This window comes from Brevundimonas vancanneytii (assembly GCF_901421975.1).
Lineage (GTDB): Bacteria > Pseudomonadota > Alphaproteobacteria > Caulobacterales > Caulobacteraceae > Brevundimonas > Brevundimonas diminuta.
Window position 1 is genome coordinate 2339534 of record NZ_LR588407.1, and the last position, 20509, is coordinate 2360042.

Below are 20509 nucleotides of genomic sequence, written 5' to 3' on the forward strand. Positions count from 1 at the left end.
GATGATGGAGACTGATGCGGCCATGACCTTCACCGAGCATGAGCGCCAGATCCTGCTGGCGACCAAGGGCGTCGGCCCCAAGGTGATCCAGCGGCTGGAAGAACTGGGGGTCGGCGGCTTCGCCCGTCTGGCCCAGGCCGACGCGGCCGTCGTCTGCGCCGGAGCCGCCGCTAGCGTCGGCTCGACCTGCTGGAAGAACAGCCCCCAGGCCCGCAAGGCCGTTCAGGCCGCCATCGACGCCGCCCGTTTCAAACTGGAGGGCGCCGCATGAGCCTGAACCCCATCACCCATCCGCTGCTGACCAAGGCCGGGATGCGCCACGGCTTCTTCACCCGCGCGGGCGGCGTATCGGACGGCCTCTACGCCGGATTGAACGCGGGCGTCGGCTCCAAGGACGACCCGGTTCACGTCGCCGAGAACCGCCGCCGCGTCGCCGAATGGATGGGCGGCGCCGCCGACGACCTGTGCGGTTGCTATCAGGTTCATTCCGCTGTCGCCCGCGTGGCCGAAAGCGGCTGGGCCGGAGAACGCCCCGAGGGCGACGCCGTGGTCGCGGGCGTGAAGGGGCCGGTGCTGACCGTCCTGACCGCCGACTGCGCCCCCGTGCTGTTCGCCGACGCCGAGGCGGGCGTCATCGGCGCCGCCCACGCAGGCTGGAAGGGCGCTCTTGGCGGCGTCATCCACTCGACGGTCGCGGCCATGCAGGCGCTGGGCGCCGAGCCGTCGCGCATCGTCGCCGTCGTCGGCCCCTGCATCGCCCAGGCCTCCTATGAGGTCGGCGCCGACTATCAGGACCGCTTCGCCCACCACGATCCCGGCAGCGAACGCTTCTTCGCCCTCGGCGCGACGGACGACAAGCGCCAGTTCGACCTGCCCGGCTTCGTCCTGTGGCGGCTGGAGCAGGCGGGCGTCGGCGAGGCGGCCTGGACCGGCGACGACACGCGCGCCGATGAAGGGCGCTTCTACTCCAACCGCCGCGCCTACCTGGCGGGCGAACCGGACTTCGGCCGGTTGATCAGCGCGATTACGCTAAGCTGACCCTTCTCCCTTTGTGGGAGAAGGTGGGCGCCGGAGGCGCTCGGATGAGGGGTGTCAGCGCGGCATCTAAAAATTAGCGAGGACGGCGACGCGACAATCTGGATGCCAGGGCGTCGCCACCCCTCATCCGTCAGGCTCCGCCTGCCACCTTCTCCCTCAAGGGGAGAAGGAAGCAGTCAGCCCGCCATCGCCATGTCCGGCACGCGCACCGTTTCGCGCCACGCATCCGGCTGAACCAGCAGGGCGCGGACCAGCTTGTTGTTCAGGGCGTGGCCCGCCTTGACGCCTTCATAGCGACCCAGCAGCGGCGCGCCGAGCACATACAGGTCGCCGATGGCGTCCAGCGCCTTGTGGCGCACGAACTCGCGCTCCATGCGCAGGCCGCCGGGGTTCAGGATCTGACCGCCGTCGATGACCACGGCGTTCTCCAGCGAGCCGCCGCGGGCTAGACCGGCCTGACGCAGGGCCTCGACCTCATGGGCGAAGCCAAAGGTGCGGGCCGCCATGATGTCCGAACGGAAGGTCGCCTCATCCACCACGAAATCCACCACCTGATGGCCGATGACCGGCGTCGGGAAGTCGATCTCGAAGCGCATCTCATAGCGGTCGCAGGGCTTAAGAACGGCGGACTTGTCGCCCTCCTCCACCCGGATGGGCTTCAGGATCTCGATATAGGTCTGGGGCGCTTCCTGACGGCGGAAGCCCGCGCGGTCCAGCAGTTGCACGAACTGCAGCGCCGAGCCGTCCAGGATCGGCAGTTCCGGCCCGTCCACCTCGATCACGGCGTTGGAGACGCCCAGGGCGGCCAGGGCGGCCATCAGGTGTTCGATCGTCGACAGGCGCACGCCCGCCGCGTTCTCGATCATGGTGTTCAGGCGCGCGTCCACGACCGCCTCGCCCGAGACGGGGATGCGGTTGTCGCGGTCGGTGACGTCCGTGCGCACGAAGACGATGCCGTGGCCGGGCGCAGCCGGGCGCACGACCAGACGCACGCGGCGGCCGGTGTGCACGCCGACGCCGGCGCAGATGGCCGGGGCGACGATGGTCTGTTCGTACTGGTCGTTGCGGACCGTCACTCGGATACTCTCTGTTGCGCGACCCGCCCCAAACGGGACGGTCTTCGCCTCGCCTGTCGTTTACGCCTCAGGGCTCAAGCCCGAAATGAAAGTCGAGTTTCGGATTGTTTCGGTTCGGCGACAGCTCGACGCCTTGCGCCCACACGCAAAAACGCCCCGGAGGTCGGCTCCGGGGCGTTTCAGTATCAGGGCTTCTTAGGCCGATCAGTTCGCGAGGCGGCGAAGAAAGGAAGGGATCTCCAGGTCGTCATCCTCGGACTGGCCCACCTGCGGATCTTGCTGCTGGGGCTGCATCGCCTGGGTCTGGCGTAGTTGCTGGGTCGTGCGGTTCGACGACGGCGGCGGCGCATAGGACTGTTGCTGCTGCGGCTGCTGACGCTTGCGGCCGAACAGGCTCCAACCGCTGCGGCGATGGTCGCGCTCGTCGTAGAAGGGCTCCTCTGCGGGCTCTTCATGACGGGCGGCCGGACGCTGGGCCGGTTGCTGCGGCGCCGGCTGCTGACGCTGCGGCGCACGGTCGAAATAGAGGTCGCCCTGCTCGGAAGAGGCGGCGGGTTGGGCCCGACCGGCGCTCTGCTCATATTCCTCGACCCACGGATCGACGATCGGCTCCAGATTGCGCGGCGCGTCACGGATGACCGGCTCGGGCTTGGCTTCGATCTTCGGCTCAGGCGCGCGCGCGGCCGGAGCTTCATAGACCGGAGCGGGCGCCGGCTGCGGCGCGGCTTCGCGCACCGGGTCGATGCGGACTTCCGGCTGACGCGGCGCCGCGTTCGGCAGGCCGCCGGTGCGGCCGAAGCTCTGGCCCTGCGGCTCGATCTGCTGGATGACGGCTTCATCCATGCCGGTGGCGACGACCGAGACGCGGATCTTGCCGTCCAGCGCCGGGTCGAAGGCGGCGCCGAAGATGATGTTGGCGTCGCCGTCCACTTCGCCGGCGATGGCGTTGGCGGCCTCGTCGACTTCCAGCAGGGTCATGTCCATGCCGCCGGTGATGTTCACCAGCACGGCCTTGGCGCCCTTCAGGCTGGTCTCGTCCAGCAGGGGGTTGGCGATGGCGTTCTGGGCCGCCAGCAGGGCGCGGTCGTCGCCCGTGGCCTCGCCCGTGCCCATCATGGCCTTGCCCATCTCGCTCATCACGGCGCGGACGTCCGCGAAGTCGAGATTGATCAGACCCGGCAGGATCATCAGGTCAGTGATCGAGCGGACGCCCGAGTGCAGCACCTGGTCCGCCATGCCGAAGGCGTCCGAGAAGGTGGTGCGTTCGTTGGCGACGCGGAACAGGTTCTGGTTCGGGATGACGATCAGGGTGTCGACGTAGCGCTGCAGCTCGGCCACGCCCGCGTCGGCCAGGCGCATCCGGTGACGACCCTCGAAGGTGAAGGGCTTGGTCACCACGCCGACGGTCAGGATGCCGCGATCACGCGCGCATTTGGCGATGACCGGCGCCGCGCCGGTGCCGGTGCCGCCGCCCATGCCGCAGGTGATGAAGACCATGTGCGCGCCTTCCAGGTGCGCATGGATCTCGTCAGCGCTCTCCTCGGCGGCGTTCATGCCGACTTCGGGGTGGGCGCCCGCGCCCAACCCTTGCGTGATCGTCTCGCCCAACTGGATGCGGCGGTCGGTCTTGGCGAAGCTCAGATGCTGGGCGTCGGTGTTGGCGACGACGAACTCCACGCCCTCAAGGCCGGAGTCGATCATGTTGTTGACCGCGTTTCCGCCCGCTCCGCCTACGCCGAAGACGACGATGCGGGGCTTCAATTCCGTAGCTTCCGGCCTGACCAGCGAGAGAGACATTGTATTATTCCGACCTAAGGACCCTGCCCTTCGTCCCCGATGCGAACTCCCCGCCGAATCGCATTGGTTATGAGCGCGTTAAGGAAAACCCTGACTGCGTTAACGAAGGGTTACCTTGGTAGCTGAGTCGGCAAAGACGGGACAGCCCTGAACCAGCACCAACCGAAATTAACTCAGGGCCCGACGTTATCCGCCGGGCCCTGAGCAGCTGTCCGATCTGTGTTCTTAGAACTTCATGCCCAAAGACATGGTCCAGCGTCGACCGATCCGATCCACATAGGCGTCGTTATAATATCCTTGAGCGCCCAGAGAGTTTTTGTCGAACACATTGTCGACGACAAACTGCCCACGCACGGAGTCTGTGAAATCCCAGCCAACCGATAGGCGGTGCAGGCTATACGATGGGTAGCTCACGATCGGCTGGAATTCTATGCCGATCGGAATGCCGGAGCTCTTGATTGAAGCGCTGTCCTGATAATCGATAGTCCAGCGTGCATTCAAGCGGCCCGTGTTGAGCAAGGCCGTCAACTGAAGCTTCAGCTGCGGGTTCGCTAGCGTATTTCGCGTGCTAGTGGCGTCCTCGTAAGTCCCGCTCGCCGACTGAGTGTACTCAAGCAGGTAGTACGCATTGCCGCGGAAGCCGATCGTGGTCGGCCAAGGCGTCCCCTCGATATCATGTGAGTAGGCCACATTGGCGTTGACAGCGCGAACCTTGGTCGAACCTAGGTTAAAGAAGGGAAGCTCAAAGCCATTCGTATACTGGAAGTTGCTGTCACGACGTATACCAGCACAGCTGTTAACACCCACATCCGCGGTATTGTCAGGGAAGTTCGGGCTATCATAGCAGAATTCGGCCGCTGGTTGGGCCAGCAACGGCCCAAGAGCGTCCGTCACTTCAATTTCCAAATAATCGCTCGCGATCATCAAGCCCGGCAGGAAACGAGGCTGAAGAACCACCCCGGCCGTCCAGGACTCTCCCTGTTCAGGCTTGAGCGTTTGAGCGCCTGAGATCAACCCCGTGAACGCACTACCGTTCGGACGATAATGGCTGGCGAGAAAGCTGGTCGCGTCAGCCTCGGAGGCGATCGTAATCAGCCCCCCGCCAGTCGAGCTTCCCAGACGTCCTCCGTTGGCCGCCGCCTTCGCCAAGACATCGCTCACACAGTTCGCGCGGCGGTTGCTGCGAAGATCGATATTCGTCACCGAGCAAGGATCCTGCGGAATGCTCGTGAAGAAAGGCTGCCCGCCGAGGAAGAGCTCCACTATACTCGGGTTTCGCACCGAGCGGGACACATTGCCTCGGAAGGCGATGTCGTCGATCGGCTGCCAAGTCGCCGCAATCGTATAGACATTTTCTGTCTCGCCCTTGTACGTCGGGGTCCGCAAGGTGCCGGAAGTGTCACGGAACGAAGCCGCCTCCCCCTTCAAGCGCGTCCAGCGCACCGACGGGTTAATTTCCAGGGAGCCGACGTAAGGCACTTGGAAATCACCGCCGAACACTGGAATGCGCAGTTCGATCCCGCCCTCGCGAGTTTCCACTTCAGCGAATGTAGTCGCCGAGGGCGCCGAGCGAGTGCCGCCTATCCGATTCACTTCATCGGTCGTGTATGCGAGTTCTTCCTTTCGAAATTCACCGGAAATCGCAAACTGAAGAGGCCCCGCCGGGAGGTTGAAAAGCTCACCCGTTAGAGTCGCTTGGGTGAAGTTTTGAGTGGACTCGTTTTTGAAGAAATTCCTGACGCTAACGAAATCCTTCGCCGCTTGGGACGCCCTACCCTCTCCAAACACATTTACCGGCGCGCAGTTATCGACCATCTGCTGCGTTACGTTGTTCTGGAAGATGACCTGCTCTCGCACTCCATCACTGCCGATCTGACTGATGATCTGCGGCTGGATGCCAGGAATTTGGCGCGACGCACCGAAGCTGTTGAGATAGGCGTTCAAACCGACAGCCTTGGCGCGGCAGACGACCTCACCATTCACATTGACGGCGTCGAGCGCCATAGCGAATTCAACGTCACGAATAGCGCTGAACTCGACCTGTGTCTCAGCCTTGCCATAGGTATGCGACAACTCCCATCCAAACGACCGGCCGAACGCCTCAAAGTCGCCCTTGAAACCATTCACGGAGCGTATGGTCTCCATCGTGGATTCCTGGCTGATGTCATTGACCAGGTCTTCATTGTAACGCGACAGCGTAAAGTTCCCGGTTATGCCTGCCGCAGCCAAATCCGCACGATTCTGCGCAGTCAGGAACGGATGGTTCACGTTAACGAGAAGAGCGGCGTTTTCGGTCGAGGAAGACGTCACACCGTTGAACAACCCACCGGAAGAGAATGGATTTCGAACCGTGATGTCCGAATATAGGTTTTCAGTGAAGAACTGAATGTTGTCGGTAACACGATAGGAACCGATGACGTTAGCAACGTATCTTTCCTGCTCCACACGCAAAACATTGGTGAACTGGCGTAAGGCGCCATCACCGCCAACGGACGAACCCGCCGTGCCCGGCGTGGTCGGTGTTGGAGATCCGTAGCTGAACGCCGCCACATTGCCGCTGGCATCGAAGCGAATGGGAACGGCGGTTCTGGGCAGCATGCCAGCGAAAGCACCTGTATTGGCGACATCGGGCAGGCCAGCGATAAAGCTTCCCAAGAAGGCATTCAGAGGAACATTAGGGTTGGCGGCGAAATATTCTCGCGCCGTCGGATTATTCGCCTGCAAAACCTGTAAAGCCGCAGCGCGGACTTGCGCCGCCGTCGCGCCGGTCGGACGCGCGACATTATAGAAACTGAAGACTCGATTCGCGATAGCGTCCTGCTCAGCCGCGGTCGCACCAGGCAGAGAAGAAGGCGCAAAATTACATATACGAGGATTCGCAGATGCTGCAGCGGCGGCCGCCGCTGAACTAAACGCCCCAGCATTACACAAGTTTGGCGCGCCTGGAATCTGTTGCAGGGCGCTAGAGAAGAAGCTCCACGCTGGCGCCGCGATGCGCGCAAAGCCAGGCATGTTTGCGCTGCCGCCTGGAACCAACCCCGCCACGGCGGGATATTCTTCATTCAAACCGCTGAAGGTGGGATTGAAAATTTGCCCGCCGTACCAGGTCAGATAGCTGCGCAGCCCTGCAGTATAGATGAGATTTGGCTGTCCATCCGCGCCCGACGGCAAGAAGGCGGTCGAGCCGACAGCCCCTGGCGAAAAAGCCCCATTGCGCATTCCGCCATTAAACGGATTGGAGATGGAGCCCGCCTGCTCCATCAAAAAATCGCGCTGATCGCCCAACACGCTATCGATATGACTATATTCGCCTGACACCGCGACATTTAGGCGATCATCTAGGAAGTTCCGGCCATAGGTCGCGTTCACAGAGTAACGTGCCGCATCTTGATAGTCGAACGTTTGCCCGCCAATCAGATTGACCTCTGCTCCCTCATAACGGTCTTTCAAAACATAGTTGACGACGCCGGACACAGCGTCGGCGCCATAGGCGGCCGCTCCGCCGACGGTCAGCACGTCGACTCGATCAATCAGAGCAACCGGAATGGTTGAGGCATCGACTTGCGACCCGGTTTCATTCCCGGAAACGAAGATGGTAGCCGAGTTGTTCGACACAAACCTGCGACCGTTGACCAGCGTCAGCGTGCGCGCCGTGCCGAGATTCAGGAGGTCGACATAGGTGACGCCCAGAGAAGCCGTCTGCCCACCATTCGTGCCGTTGAGGCTGGCACCCGCACCAACGAGAGGAATGTCGTTCAGCACATCACCTGCGTTGGTGAACAAACGCTCAGTGATATCCTTGCTGGTGACTTGAACGCCAGGGATGGTGCCTTCGTATTGCGGGCGAGGGATACGCGACCCCGTCACGACAACCTCTTCGACCATTACGGCCTGATCAGTTTGAGTCGCACTTGAAGACGAAGACTGCCTAGCCGCCTCATCTTGTTCCTGCGCCCAAGCCGGGACGGATACCGCCAGCGCCCCTGCAAGCACAGTGGTTCCCAACCAATAGCGATGCTTTGTCATCAACGCCCCCAAATCAGCCGCCTCACGCCCGATGCGAAGGCCGAGATAACAACGTTAACCCCCGCCAAGGGCGTCGCAAGCTATTTGTGGCGAAACGGCATCAAATTGCGACAATTTGTGGCAAATTGTGGCAATTTAATAACAAATAATCAATGCGAAGAAATCGGCAAGAAAGGCGACAGGAGCACAACCTTTCGCGTCCAGAAGAATTGAAAATTGGGCGCTGAACAGGTTGCGCTAACAGACTTCCTTAATGTCAGCGCCTCACGAACCCTAAAATAGAAGCATTACTGCTTACAGATTATCCCGCAGCCAGCCCGCCGCGCGCGCCACCATGCCGCCACGGTGAACCTTTGGCGCATCCGCCGCTGTGATCTGGCGGGACATCAGCTTGCGGGCGGAGACCGCCTCGCGCGGACCGTAGGCGGCGCGCAGAAGGACGCCTGCGGCTGAGCAAAAGGCAGGGCCGGCGGCGGCGTCGGCCAGGTGGGGCGCGCGTTGCGGGCGGCCCAGGCGCACCGGGCGGTCGAAGACGCGCACGGCCAGCTCGCGCACGCCGTTCAGCTGGCTGGCGCCGCCGGTCAGGACCAGGCCCGCGCCGGGTTCGAGGCCCAGCCCGGCGTGCTTCAGGCGGTCGCGCAGCAGCTCCAGCGTCTCTTCCACGCGCGGGGCGATGACGGTCTTGAGCATGGCGCGCGGGACGATAACAGGACCGGCAGAGGCGTCCTCGCCGCGCGGCGGGGCCTCAAGCATTTCGCGGTCTTCATTGGCCGACGCCATGGCCGAGCCGTGCAGGGTTTTCAGCCGTTCGGCTCCGACGCGCGATGTCGACAGGCCGCGCGCGATGTCGGCGGTTACATGGTCGCCGCCGACGTTCAGGCTTTCGATGTGCAGCAGGGAGCGCCCGCCCCAGACCGCCGCCGAGGTCGAGCCGCCGCCCATGTCGATGCACAGGGCGCCCAGCTCCATCTCATCCTCTTCCAACGCGGCGAGGGAGGAGACGACCGGCGCTGCGGCCACGCCCTGCAGGTCCAGGTGCGCCAGTTCGAGGCAGTGGCTAAGGGCGTTGAACGAGCCCTCGGACATGGAGACGACCAGCAGGTCCAGTCCCAGAGAGCCGCCGCGCATCGAGCGCGGGTCGTGGACGCCACGCGCCCCGTCCACCGACCAGGCGATGGGCAGGACGTGGATCGGGCGCCGGTTCGGCAGGCGGATCTGGGCCAGGGCCATGCCGATGGCGCGGGCCAGGTCGGCGTCGCTGATCGGATGCGAGCCAAGCGAGACGCGCGCCTGCACCCGGTGGCTGGCCATCTGGCCGATAGCCGTGGTGACGACGACGCCGGAGACAGGGGCGCCCGCCGCGCGCTCGGCGCGTTCGACGGCGTGGCCGATGGCCTGTGCCGTCTCGTCCATATTGACGATGGCCCCGCCCTTGACGCCGCGCGACTGGACGTGGCCGGCGCCGGCGACGCGGATGGTGCGGTCGGCGTGGCGCACGCCGTCGGGCTTCATGATGAAGCAGGCGACCTTGGCCTGGCCGAGATCGAGCGCGGCCACGACCGGCGCGCGCGGCGCGCCCCTGCCCTGTTCCGGCTTGATGTCTCGGCTGCGTCCAACCATGGGGTCGTGTCCTAGGAAGTCAGAGGGTCAAACGGCGCCTTCGGAAGGGCGGACGGCCACTTCTTCCGGCGTGCGAAGGTCGATACGGGCGAAGCCCAGGTCCAGCAGGCGTTCGCGCTGGTCCAGGGCGTCGAGGCGGATGAGGGCGGATTCCTGATCCACGGCGGGCAGTTGGATCAGGGCGCCGTCCTTGAGGCGCAAGTCCCAACGGCGCTCGTCCACGCGAACCAGGGCGTCGACCTTGGCCATCAGGCGCGGACGCTGGGCCAGCAGGGGCAGGACGTCGGAGGCCGCCTGATCGGCGCCCTTGCCCACCACCAGCGGCAGGCGCGGGTATCGGCCCGCGTCGGCGCCGGGAATGACGATCCCTTGCGCGTCGATGACGTGGGCCTTGCCGCCCACCTGCCAGACGGCGAGGCGGTCGTGTTCCTTCACGTCGACGATCAGGGTGTCGGGCAGCAGGCGCACCACGCGCGCCTCCTTGACCCAGCCGACCGACTGCACCCGGTCGCGCACGGCGGCCAGGTCCAGGCTGACGATGGGTTGGTCGGCATGAACGCCGACAGCGGCGCGCACGGCGGCGGCGGCCTCGGGCGAGGCGCCGGTGACGTGAACCTGACGCACCTTCAGACCCATGCCGGTCGTGAGCGAGTCAAAGCGTTCGGTGACGGCGGTCGAGATGCGCTCAGCCCGCGCGCCGGTGGCCAGCACGGCCGCCAGTATGCCGACGCCGACCACCAGGGTCGCCGCCACGACGCGCGGCGACATGTCCAGACGGCCGATCTCGGCCGCGCGGCCGGACGGAGCGCCGCGCGCGCCGCCCTTGCCCGAAGACTGTCGCCGACCGCCGCGCACTACCGCGGGCATGAGGCGTCCTCCACCATCCAACGAACCAGTTCGCGATAATCCATACCGACGAAGGCCGCCTGCTCGGGAACGAGCGAGGTCGGGGTCATGCCGGGCTGGGTGTTCACCTCCAACAGAACGAGAACGTCGTTAACATCGTCATAACGGAAGTCGGCGCGTGAGACGCCTCGGCACCCCATGGCCGCGTGGGCCAGCTCGGCCTGACGTAAAGCCTTGTCAAAGACGTGCGAGGGCAACTCGGCGGGCAGGACGTGCCGCGAGCCGCCGGGCGCATATTTGGCCTCGTAGTCGTAGAAGCCCTTGGTCGGGGTGATGTCGGTGATGGTCAGGGCGCGCGGGCTGGTCGCCTCGCCGATCACGCTGACCGCCAGCTCCTTGCCGGGGATGAAGGGCTCGACCATGACCTGATCGCCATAGGTCCAGTCTTCGGCGCCGACCTCGGCCACCGGACGGTTGGCGCCCTCGCGCACCAGAAAGACGCCGACCGAGGAGCCCTCGGCGTTCGGCTTGACCACATAGGGCGGGTCGATGACGTGGCGCGACGCCACTTCATGCCGGTCGAACAGGCCGCCGCCGGGCACGATGACGCCCGCCGCGTGCAGCACGGCCTTGGACTTGTCCTTGTCCATCGCCAGGGCCGAGGCCAGGACGCCGGAATGGGTGTAGGGAATTTTCAGCGTCTCCAGGATGCCCTGGACGCAGCCGTCCTCGCCCCATTTGCCGTGCAGGGCGTTGAAGACGACGTCGGGCTTCAGCGCCGTCAGCACCTGAGCCAGGTCGCGACCGGCGTCGACGCGCGTGACCTTGGCGACCTGTCCCTCCAGAGCGTCCGCGCAGCCGCGGCCCGAGGACAGCGAGACCTCGCGTTCCGACGACAGACCGCCCATCAGGAAGCGACATGGAGGGTGTTCAGGGGCGTACGCATGGCGACATCCGAAGACTAGCCCACCCCTATGCCCTGAATACGGTTAACCGGTTGAAACGATACGGGGTCGTGGAAGGAAATTCGTCACCCTCTTCCTTCTCCCCTTGAGGGAGAAGGTGGCTTGCGGAGCAAGACGGATGAGGGGTGCGAGGAAGCTGGGTGAGCGGCTGAGATTGGGGCCAGGATTAGGGAACGTCGCGTCGACACCCCTCATCCGGCCCTGACGGGCCACCTTCTCCCACAAGGGGAGAAGGATTACGGACGCCCCGATCCGCTTGATTTCCCAGTTCAGCTGCACGCCGGTCTTGGCCAGCACATCCGCGCGCACGGCTTCGCCCAGCCCCTCGATGTCAGCCGCCGTGGCCTCGCCGGGGTTGATCATGAAGTTGGAGTGCAGCTCGCTGAACTTGGCGCCGCCGCCCCCATGCGGTGCAGGCGCGGCGTGCAGCTTGCCGCGCCAGCCCGCCTCGTCGACCAGCTTCCACGAGGAATGACCGTCGGGATTCTTGAAGGTCGAGCCGCCGGTCTTCTCACGGATCGGCTGGGTCTTCTCGCGGCGCTCCGGTGATCTCGTTGATCCGGGCGGCGACAGCCTCGGGCGCGTCGGGCGTTCCGCGATAGGTCGCCTCGACCCAGATGATGTCGGCCGGGGCGTTCGAGTGACGGTAGGTGTAGCCGAAGTCGGCCAGGGCCAATTCAACCCGCTCGCCCTTGCGGTTCAGGCCCCAGGCCGAAACCAGCACGTCCTTCGTCTCCGAGCCGTAGCAGCCCGCGTTCATCGTCAGGGCGCCGCCGATCGAGCCGGGGATGCCCGCATAGAACTCCAGCCCCGGCGATGCCCGCCTTGGCCGAGGCGCGCGCCACCATGCTGTCCAGCGCGCCTGCGCCCGCCGTGACCGTGACGCCGTCGGTCGTCACCTGCCCCCAGGCGCGGCCCGCCAGACGGATCACCACGCCCCTCGACCCCGCCGTCGCGCACGATCAGGTTCGAGCCGACGCCGATCACGGTGACGGGCACGTCCTCGGCAGGGTCTTGAGGAAGTCGGCCAGATCATCGGCGTCCGCCGGAATGAACAGGGCGTCCGCCGCCCCGCCCACGCGGAACCAGGTGTAGGGCCCCAGCGGCTCGTTCAGCAGCAGCTTGCCGCGCCACGGCGGGGAGGTTGTCAGTCCAGGCCATCCGATAAATCCGCTCATCCCCGGCGGACGCCGGGATCCAGTGGCTTTGGCTGCATTCAGCCCGTTTGACGTTGATCCGATGTAGGGCGGCAAGGCTTCGTCGTGAAGCTCTCACTAGATCCCGGCGTCCGCCGGGATGAGCGGGAGGCATGAGATTAAGCCAACGCCTCCAGCTGCGCCGGCAGGGCGTAGGCCCAGCTGGTGATGTCGCCGGCGCCCAGCAGGACGACCAGATCGCCGGGCTTGGCCTCATCCTTGATGACGCGCGGCAGGACGGCGGCGTTCTCCAGCGCGGCGACGTGGGCGGTGGCCGTAGCGACGGACGCCCTCGACAGGGCGTGCTTGTCGACGCCTTCGATCGGCTGCTCGCGCCGCCGGATAGACGTCGGCGACCAGAACGCTGTCGGCGTCCGAGAAGCAGGTGGAGAAGTCCTCCATCAGATCGCGCAGGCGGGTGTAGCGGTGCGGCTGGACCACGGCGATGACGCGGCCGGTGTTGTCGGCGTTCTGCACCACCTGGCGCGCGGCCTTAAGCACGGCGGCGATCTCGACCGGATGGTGGCCATAGTCGTCGATGACGCGCACCCCATGAGCCACGCCCGTGGTGGTGAAGCGGCGCTTGACCCCGCCGAACCCGGCCAAGCCCGTGCGGATGGCGTCGTCGTCCACCCCGATCTCGCGCGCCACGGCTATGGCGGCAAGGGCGTTGGAGACGTTGTGCCAGCCCGCCATCGGCAGGTGCAGGTTCTCGATGCGCGCAGGCTCGCCCAGGGCGGCCATGCCCTGCCCCTGGATCACCACGTCGAAGCGCGAGCCGTCCGGGGTCCATGCGCACATTGTCGGCGCGGACCATGGCCTGAGGGTTCAGGCCGTAGGTGACCAGACGGCGGTTGTCGATCTGGGCCGCCAGCTTCTGCACCTCGGGATGATCCAGACAGACCACGCCGAAGCCGTAGAAGGGAATGTCTTCGATGAAGTCGCCGAACGCCTTCTTCACCGCGTCGAAATCGCCGTAGTGGTCCAGGTGCTCCGGGTCGATGTTGGTGATGATCGCCACGGTGCATTTGAGGCGCAGGAAGGAGCCGTCGCTCTCATCCGCCTCGACCACCATCCAGTCGCCCTCGCCGACCTTGGCGTTGGTGCCATAGGCGTTGATGATGCCGCCGTTGACCACCGTCGGGTCCAGCGAACCGGCGTCCAGCAGGGCCGCGACCATCGAGGTCGTCGTCGTCTTGCCGTGCGTGCCGCCGACGCCGATCGAAAACTGCAGCCGCATCAGCTCGGCCAGCATCTCGGCCCGGCGCACCAGAGGAATGCGGCGTTCGCGCGCCACCGCCAGCTCGGGGTTGGTCGGCTTGACCGCCGTGGAATAGACCACCGCCGAGACGCCTCCGTCACATGGGCGGCGTCGTGGCCGATGTAGATGCGGGCGCCCAGCTTCTCGAGCCGCTCGGTGTTGGCGCTGGCCTTGGCGTCAGAACCCTGCACCTGATAGCCGATCTTCAGCATGATCTCGGCGATGCCGCTCATGCCGATACCGCCGATGCCGACGAAGTGGACAGGCCCGAGGGCGAACGGAACGGGGCGAAGACGACGGATCATCTTCGCGTCATAGCCCAGACAGTATGTGATTTGCATACCCCTTCGTTCGTTCTCTCCTCGCAGAGACAGGGCCGCATCTGAATCTTGGTTACTCCGCCTTAACCGTAAGGATTCACCATAAGCGTCTCATCTGTCCGGGGCCGCTTTTCCATGTCCGAGTTGAAGACCGACGTCATCCTGCGTGGCGACTGCATCGAGGTGCTGAAGGGCCTGCCGGACAAGTCGGTGGATATGGTCTTCGGCCGACCCGCCCTATAACCTGCAACTGGGCGGCGACCTGCTGCGTCCCGACAACTCCAAGGTCGATGCGGTCGACGACGACTGGGACAAGTTCGACAGCTTCGCCGCCTATGACGCCTTCACCCGCGCCTGGCTGGGCGAGTGCCGCCGCGTGCTGAAGGACGAGGGCAGCCTGTGGGTCATCGGCAGCTATCACAACATCTTCCGCCTGGGCGCGGCGATGCAGGATCTGGGCTTCTGGGTGCTGAACGACATCATCTGGCGCAAGTCCAACCCGATGCCGAACTTCAAGGGCACGCGCTTCACCAACGCCCATGAGACCCTGATCTGGGCCGCCAAGTCGCGCGAGCAGAAGCGTTACACCTTCAACTACGACGCGCTGAAGGCCTTCAACGAAGACACCCAGATGCGCTCGGACTGGACCCTGGCCCTGTGCACCGGCGGCGAGCGGCTGAAGGACGAGAACGGCGACAAGGCCCACCCGACCCAGAAGCCCGAGGCCCTGCTGCACCGCGTGCTGCTGTCGGCCAGCCGCGTCGGCGACGTGGTGCTGGACCCCTTCTTCGGCACCGGCACGACGGGGGCGGCGGCCAAGCGCCTGGGTCGCCGCTTCATCGGCATCGAACGCGACGAGACCTACGCCAAACTGGCCGAGAAGCGCATCAAGGCCGTTATTCCCGCCGCGCCGGAAGACCTGGTCGTCACCGGCTCCAAGAAGGCCGAGCCCAAGGTGCCGTTCGGCGCCCTGGTCGAGGCCGGGCTGCTGGCGCCGGGCGACAAGCTGTACTGCCCCAAGGGCGAGCGCGAGGCGCGGGTGCGGGCCGACGGTTCGCTGGTGTCCGGCGCCCTGACCGGCTCGATCCACAAGCTGGGCGCCCTGCTGGAGAACGCCCCGGCGTGCAACGGCTGGACCTACTGGCGCTTCAAGACGGATACGGGCCTGCGCCCCATCGACGCTCTGCGCGCCGAAATCCGCGCCGGGATGCAGTAAGGCGGCCGCTTCTCACCGCCTCATAACCTACAGGCGGCGTTGAAGAATATCGTTCCGGCAACGCTGGAACCCGGCGATCCTGGGCGGATTGAGGTTTCGGCGTCGCGTCGTCACGCGACGCAGGAGCCTGCCATGAAAATCGCCCAAGTCACGCCCTTGTACGAGGCCGTGCCGCCCCGGCTCTACGGCGGCACGGAGCGCGTGGTCGCCCACCTGACTGACGCCCTGGTCGAGCTGGGTCACGACGTCACCCTGTTCGCCAGCGCCGATGCGCGTACGCGCGCCCGCCTGATTCCGGTCCGTGACCAGGCCATCCGCCTGGACCCCGCGCCGCTGAAATCCGATCTGGCGGCCCACATGGCCCAACTGGCCGAGGTGCTGGACCGCGCCGACCGCTTCGACGTCATCCATTTCCACACCGACATGATCCATTTCCCCTTCTTCGAGGGCTGGGCGGACAAGACGGTGACGACCCTGCACGGGCGGTTGGACCTGAAGGATCTGGCCCCGATCTACGAGCGCTGGACGGAGTACGGCCTGGTGTCGATCTCCGACGATCAGCGGCGTCCCCTGCCCCACGCCAACTGGCGGGCGACCGTGCATCACGGCATGCCGGGCGATCTCTATCGCTTCTCGCCCCAGTCGCAGGGCTACCTCGCCTTCCTGGGCCGCATCTCGCCCGAAAAGCGGCCCGACCGCGCCATCGAGATCGCGACCCGGCTGAACAAGCCGCTGAAGATCGCCGCCAAGATCGACGCCGCCGATCGCGCCTATTGGGAGACGGAAATCGAACCTCTGGTGCGCGGCAATCCCCTGGTCGAGTTCGTCGGCGAGATCGGCGATGCGGAGAAGTCCGCCTTCCTGGGCGGGGCCGAGGCCCTGCTGTTCCCCATCGACTGGCCCGAGCCGTTCGGCCTGGTGATGATCGAGGCTATGGCCTGCGGCACGCCTGTCATCGCCTTCGCCTGCGGCTCGACGCCCGAGATCATCGAGGACGGGGCCACCGGCTTCCTGGTGTCGACCATGGAAGAAGCGGTCGCCGCGGCCGCCCGGGCGCACCGGCTGGACCGGGAGGCGATCCGCGCGCGGTTCGACCTGCGCTTCTCGGCTACGGCGATGGCGCGGCGGTATCTGGACGTCTACGGCGACCTTCTGGCCCAGCGGCCGTTCGCCGCCCCAATGCGGACGATCGAGGAAGAGCGCAGCTTCGCCGCCCTCGCCTAACCCTATCGGCCCGATGACGAACGCCGTTTTCATCTGAACTGAACCGCGCGCCGACCGTTCGCTTCTGATCCCAAGCCGGGGGGACGAACCGCAAGCGGAGACGCTTATGGACGACGCCTATTCGGTCCAGACCACCGCCGCCGACACCAACGACCAGGACGGGCTTGAAACCCTGATGGCGCTGAAGGACGGCGACGCCTTCCTGGTCGCCGATCACTGGGGAGACGTGAAGTCGGGCGCCGACGGCCTGTTCGAGCGGGACACGCGGCTGCTGTCGCGCTTCGTCCTGACGGTCGGGCGGGCGCGGCCGTCGCGCCTCAGCTCAGGCGTGACCAAGGACAACGTCTTCTTCACCTGCCACTCGACCAATCGACCCTTGCCGCCGATGGGCGGACGCTCGGCCCCGGCGGGGGTGCTGCATCTGGAACGGCGGCGCTTCCTGTGGGATCGGCGGCTGTTCGAGCGGGTGCGGATGGTCAACCACGGCGTCGAGGACATCCTGCTGCCGCTGACGTTCGAGTTCGACGCCGACTTCGCCGACATCTTCCAGGTGCGCGGCACGGTGCGGGCACAGCGCGGCGAGATCCATCCGCCGGTGATCGACGGGCGGCGCGTGACCTTCAGCTACACCGGCCTGGACGGCGTGGGACGGACCAGTTGCCTGGCGTTCTCAGAGCCGCCCGCGCGCCTCAGCGCCAATCGGGCCGAGTTCATGTTCAGCCTGCCGCGCGGCCGCAGTCTGGACCTGTTCGTCGAGTGCGGTCTGGACGCCTGCGAACAGCCGGACGAGGCGCGCTGGCGCTGGCACGCCATTCTGGCGCGGCTGGCCATGCGACGACGGCTGCGTCGCGGCGCCATCGTCGAGGGCGGACGCAACCAGGGCTTCAACGACTGGCTGCGGCAGTCGAGGGCCGACATCGCCCTGCTCGTCACCGACCTGCCGACCGGCCCCTATCCCTATGCGGGGACGCCGTGGTTCTCGACCCCGTTCGGGCGCGACGGCATCATCACCGCCTGGCAGATGCTGTGGATCGACCCCGGCCTGGCCAAGGGGGTGCTGACCTATCTGGCCTCGCGTCAGGCGACTGAGACCAACGCCTTCATGGACTCCGCCCCCGGCAAGATCATGCACGAGACGCGCGGCGGCGAGATGAGCGTGCTGGGCGAGGTGCCCTTCGGCCTCTACTACGGCGGGGTCGACACCACCTGTCTGTTCATCGCCCTGGCCGGAGCCTACGCCAAGCGCACCAACGACTATGGGACCATCCGCGCCCTGTGGCCCCATCTGATCGCGGCGGCGGGCTGGATGAGCGACTACGGCGACAGCAACGGCGACGGCCTGATCGACTACGCCCGCGCGGCGGACACCGGGCCTGTCGAACCAGGGCTGGAAGGACTCCGAAGACTCCATCTTCCACGCCGACGGCCGCTTTCCCAAGGGGCCGGTCGCCCTGCTGGAGGTCCAGGGCTACGCCTTCGCCGCCTGGAAGGCCCTAGCCGAGATGGGCGCGGCGCTGGGCGACGGCCGCGCCGTCGAATGGGCGGCGCGGGCAGAGGCGCTGCGCGCCCTGGTCGAAGAGCGCTACTGGATGGAGGACGAGGGCTTCTACGCCATCGCTCTGGACGGCGACGGGGAGCAGTGCCGCGCCGTCGCCTCCAACGCCGGGCACCTGCTGTTCATGGGCCTGCCCTCGCATGAGCGGGCGCGGCGGGTGACGCGACGGATGCTGACGGCCGAGTTCCGTTCGGGCTGGGGCCTGCGGACCTTGGCCAAGGGACAGGCCCGCTTCAATCCGATGAGCTATCACAACGGCTCGGTCTGGCCGCACGACACGGCCCTGGCGGCGGCGGGGATGGCCCGTTACGGCGAACGGCGGGCGGTCGCCATGCTGCTGGGCGAGATCTACGGCTCGGCCGCTCATTTTCAGATGCGGCTGCCCGAACTGTTCTGCGGCTTCGTGCGCGAGACGGGAGAGCCGCCGATCGCCTATCCGGTCGCCTGCCTGCCCCAGGCCTGGGCGGCGGGGTCGGTCTTCCTGATGATGCAGTCGGTGCTGGGCCTGAGCATCGACGCCGCCGAGGGCCTGGTCGAGGTCAACAATCCCGCCCTGCCCGCCGGGCTGGACCGGCTGTCGATCACGCGGCTGAAGGTCGGCGACGGAGTGATCGACCTGCATTTCCAGCGTCTGAACGGCCACGTCGTGGTCATGCCGCGCGAACGTAGCGGCGCGGTGAACCTGAGGGCGACGGGTTAGGCCGCGCCCAACCCGCGCTCCAGCGCCTTCCTGAACACGGTCGGCAGGGCCTTCGCCGCCTCAGCCGCTGAGGTCCACAGAAAGTCGCCCTCTCCTTCGGCCACATGCACCTCCAGCGTCAGGCTGAAGTGGGTGAAGACGTGTTCGACCGATCCGGCCGCCCGCCAATCGCCTTCCATCGGCGGAGCGAAATCCGGCGCCGCGCTCCAGTCCGAGGTCGGCAGGCCCGCCATGCCGCCCAGCAGCCCCTTGTCCGGCCGCCGCACCAAAGCGACGCGCCCCGCGTCATCGGTCAGCACATAGGCGTGGCCGCGCCGATGCGGCCGTTCGGCCTTCTTCGTCTTCAAGGGATAGCGTTCGGGCGTCCCCGTCTTCAGCGCCTCGCAGCCGAAGGCCAGCGGGCACTGATCGCACAGCGGCGACCGAGGCCGACAGACGCCCGAGCCGAGATCCATCAGCGCCTGCGCCCAGTCGCCGGGTCGGTGGTCGTCGACGAACAGGGCGGCCAGGCGGCGCAGCTCGGGCCGCGCGGCGGGCAGCGGAGTCTCGACCGCGAACAGACGGCTCATCACCCGCTCGACATTGCCGTCGACGACGTTGGCGGGCCGGTCGAAGGCGATGGCGGCCACGGCGGCGGCGGTGTAGGCGCCCACTCCCGGCAGGGCCAGCAGCTCGGCCTCGGTCTGCGGGAAGGCGCCGCCGTGATCCGCCGCCACGGCGCGGGCGCAGGCCAGCAGATTGCGCGCGCGGGCGTAGTAGCCCAGCCCCGCCCAGGCGGCCATCAGTTCGGCGTCCTCGACGGCGGCCAGGTCGCCCACCGTCGGCCAGCGCGTGGTGAACCGCTCGAAATAGGGGGCGGCGTGCGGCACCGTCGTCTGCTGCAACATCACTTCGGACAGCCAGACGCGATAGGGGTCGGTCTTCGCCTCAGACCCCGGCGGCGCGCGCCACGGCAGGCTGCGCGCATGGGCGTCATACCAATCGAGCAGGGCGGCGCGGAGAGAGGGGACGTCGGTCATCGGTCAGGCTATATAGGATGAATGCGTCGTCCCCTGCCCACCGAAAGCGAAGCGCGCCAGATCCTGGCGCAACGGCGCACGCGTCCCGCTCCGCGCCCGCCGCCTCCGGCTGGTCGGTCGCTGGCGCCGCTGATCAAGAAGCTGGACGCCCAGTTCGGGCGCGGCGCCTCGGCGCTGGAGCCGCGCTGGGTCGAGATCGTGGGCGAACGTCTAGCCCGCGTCACCCGCCCCCAGAAGCTGACCAAGGGGCGCGGCAATGCAGGCGGCGTGCTGGAGCTGCGCGTCGTCGGCCCCCGCGGCCCTGCTGGTCCAGCACCAGTCGGCCGACATCATTCAGCGGGTGAACCTGTTCCTGGGCGCAGGCTCGGTCGAGAAACTGCGCATCGCCCAAGGGCCGGTGAAGCCTCTGCCCGCTTCGGGCGCCAAGCCCCGCCCGCGCGGCCGCGCCGTCCTGCCGCCCCTGCCCGCCGCGACGGAAGCCGAACTGAACGCCTCGGTCGAGGCGGCGCCCGACAGTCTGAAAGCAGCCCTGGGCAAGCTGGGCCGCGCCGTGCTGTCGCAGCCTCCACGCGACGAGGGGCGTTGACAAACCTTCGCCATCGGCGTTCTCGACATTCAGACGATTTCGCCTGCGCGCACGAATCGCGCGA

Annotated in this window: 10 protein-coding genes and 6 pseudogenes; 7 read left to right on the forward strand and 9 right to left on the reverse strand. The window is 66.4% G+C overall.

The window, feature by feature from the left end; translation table 11 throughout:
- Position 1: 1 nt before the first annotated feature.
- Complete coding sequence (locus FGL25_RS11635; protein WP_138141754.1) at positions 2 to 271, forward strand: helix-hairpin-helix domain-containing protein; 270 nt, start codon at positions 2 to 4, stop codon at positions 269 to 271.
- Positions 268 to 1038 (forward strand): peptidoglycan editing factor PgeF, encoded by a 771-nt coding sequence (pgeF, locus tag FGL25_RS11640; protein WP_138141755.1) that lies wholly within the window; start codon positions 268 to 270, stop codon positions 1036 to 1038. Before FGL25_RS11635 ends, pgeF begins: the two co-directional genes overlap by 4 nt.
- A gap of 176 nt (positions 1039 to 1214) precedes the next feature.
- Here the strand turns inward: pgeF and lpxC are convergent, their stop codons facing one another.
- From lpxC to murC, 8 genes and pseudogenes are all read right to left on the reverse strand, one after another.
- Entirely contained in the window at positions 1215 to 2114 is a 900-nt protein-coding gene (gene lpxC, locus FGL25_RS11645; RefSeq protein ID WP_076223530.1) for a UDP-3-O-acyl-N-acetylglucosamine deacetylase, read from the reverse strand.
- Positions 2115 to 2318: 204 nt separating this feature from the next.
- Positions 2319 to 3911 (reverse strand): cell division protein FtsZ, encoded by a 1593-nt coding sequence (gene ftsZ / locus FGL25_RS11650; protein WP_128115333.1) that lies wholly within the window; start codon positions 3909 to 3911, stop codon positions 2319 to 2321.
- A gap of 225 nt (positions 3912 to 4136) precedes the next feature.
- On the reverse strand, positions 4137 to 7937 hold the full coding sequence (locus FGL25_RS11655; protein ID WP_138141756.1) for a TonB-dependent receptor domain-containing protein: 3801 nt from the start codon (positions 7935 to 7937) through the stop codon (positions 4137 to 4139).
- 294 nt (positions 7938 to 8231) lie between these two features.
- On the reverse strand, positions 8232 to 9557 hold the full coding sequence (gene ftsA / locus FGL25_RS11660; RefSeq protein ID WP_046651635.1) for a cell division protein FtsA: 1326 nt from the start codon (positions 9555 to 9557) through the stop codon (positions 8232 to 8234).
- A gap of 27 nt (positions 9558 to 9584) precedes the next feature.
- Positions 9585 to 10424 carry a cell division protein FtsQ/DivIB gene (locus tag FGL25_RS11665; protein WP_138141757.1) on the reverse strand — a complete coding sequence of 280 codons (840 nt, stop codon included), beginning with the start codon at positions 10422 to 10424 and terminating at the stop codon, positions 9585 to 9587.
- Positions 10412 to 11349, reverse strand: a pseudogene (locus FGL25_RS11670) (D-alanine--D-alanine ligase). Before FGL25_RS11670 ends, FGL25_RS11665 begins: the two are co-directional and overlap by 13 nt.
- Before the next feature lie 256 nt (positions 11350 to 11605).
- Positions 11606 to 12529 (reverse strand): annotated as a pseudogene (murB, locus tag FGL25_RS11675) (UDP-N-acetylmuramate dehydrogenase); the annotation flags it as partial.
- 154 nt (positions 12530 to 12683) lie between these two features.
- Positions 12684 to 14130: pseudogene (gene murC, locus FGL25_RS11680) on the reverse strand (UDP-N-acetylmuramate--L-alanine ligase).
- A 150-nt stretch (positions 14131 to 14280) separates the two neighbouring features.
- Between murC and FGL25_RS11685 the strand changes: the two are divergent.
- The 4 genes and pseudogenes from FGL25_RS11685 (at position 14281) to FGL25_RS18130 (ending at position 18840) form a co-directional block, all read left to right on the forward strand.
- Positions 14281 to 15361, forward strand: a pseudogene (locus FGL25_RS11685) (DNA methyltransferase).
- A 132-nt stretch (positions 15362 to 15493) separates the two neighbouring features.
- The gene (locus tag FGL25_RS11690; RefSeq protein ID WP_138141759.1) at positions 15494 to 16585 is read left to right on the forward strand and encodes a glycosyltransferase family 4 protein; all 1092 of its coding nucleotides are present in this window, start codon (positions 15494 to 15496) and stop codon (positions 16583 to 16585) included.
- Between the two features lie 175 nt (positions 16586 to 16760).
- Positions 16761 to 17279: pseudogene (locus tag FGL25_RS18125) on the forward strand (glycogen debranching N-terminal domain-containing protein); the annotation flags it as partial.
- Between the two features lie 808 nt (positions 17280 to 18087).
- Positions 18088 to 18840, forward strand: coding sequence for an amylo-alpha-1,6-glucosidase (locus FGL25_RS18130; RefSeq protein ID WP_436835253.1), 753 nt, complete (start codon positions 18088 to 18090; stop codon positions 18838 to 18840).
- Here the strand turns inward: FGL25_RS18130 and mutY are convergent.
- The gene (gene mutY / locus FGL25_RS11700; RefSeq protein WP_138141760.1) at positions 18837 to 19859 is read right to left on the reverse strand and encodes an A/G-specific adenine glycosylase; all 1023 of its coding nucleotides are present in this window, start codon (positions 19857 to 19859) and stop codon (positions 18837 to 18839) included. The genes FGL25_RS18130 and mutY overlap by 4 nt on opposite strands.
- Positions 19860 to 19880: 21 nt before the next feature.
- Here mutY and FGL25_RS11705 point away from each other — a divergent pair.
- A pseudogene (locus FGL25_RS11705) lies at positions 19881 to 20445 on the forward strand (DUF721 domain-containing protein).
- Positions 20446 to 20509 lie beyond the last annotated feature (64 nt).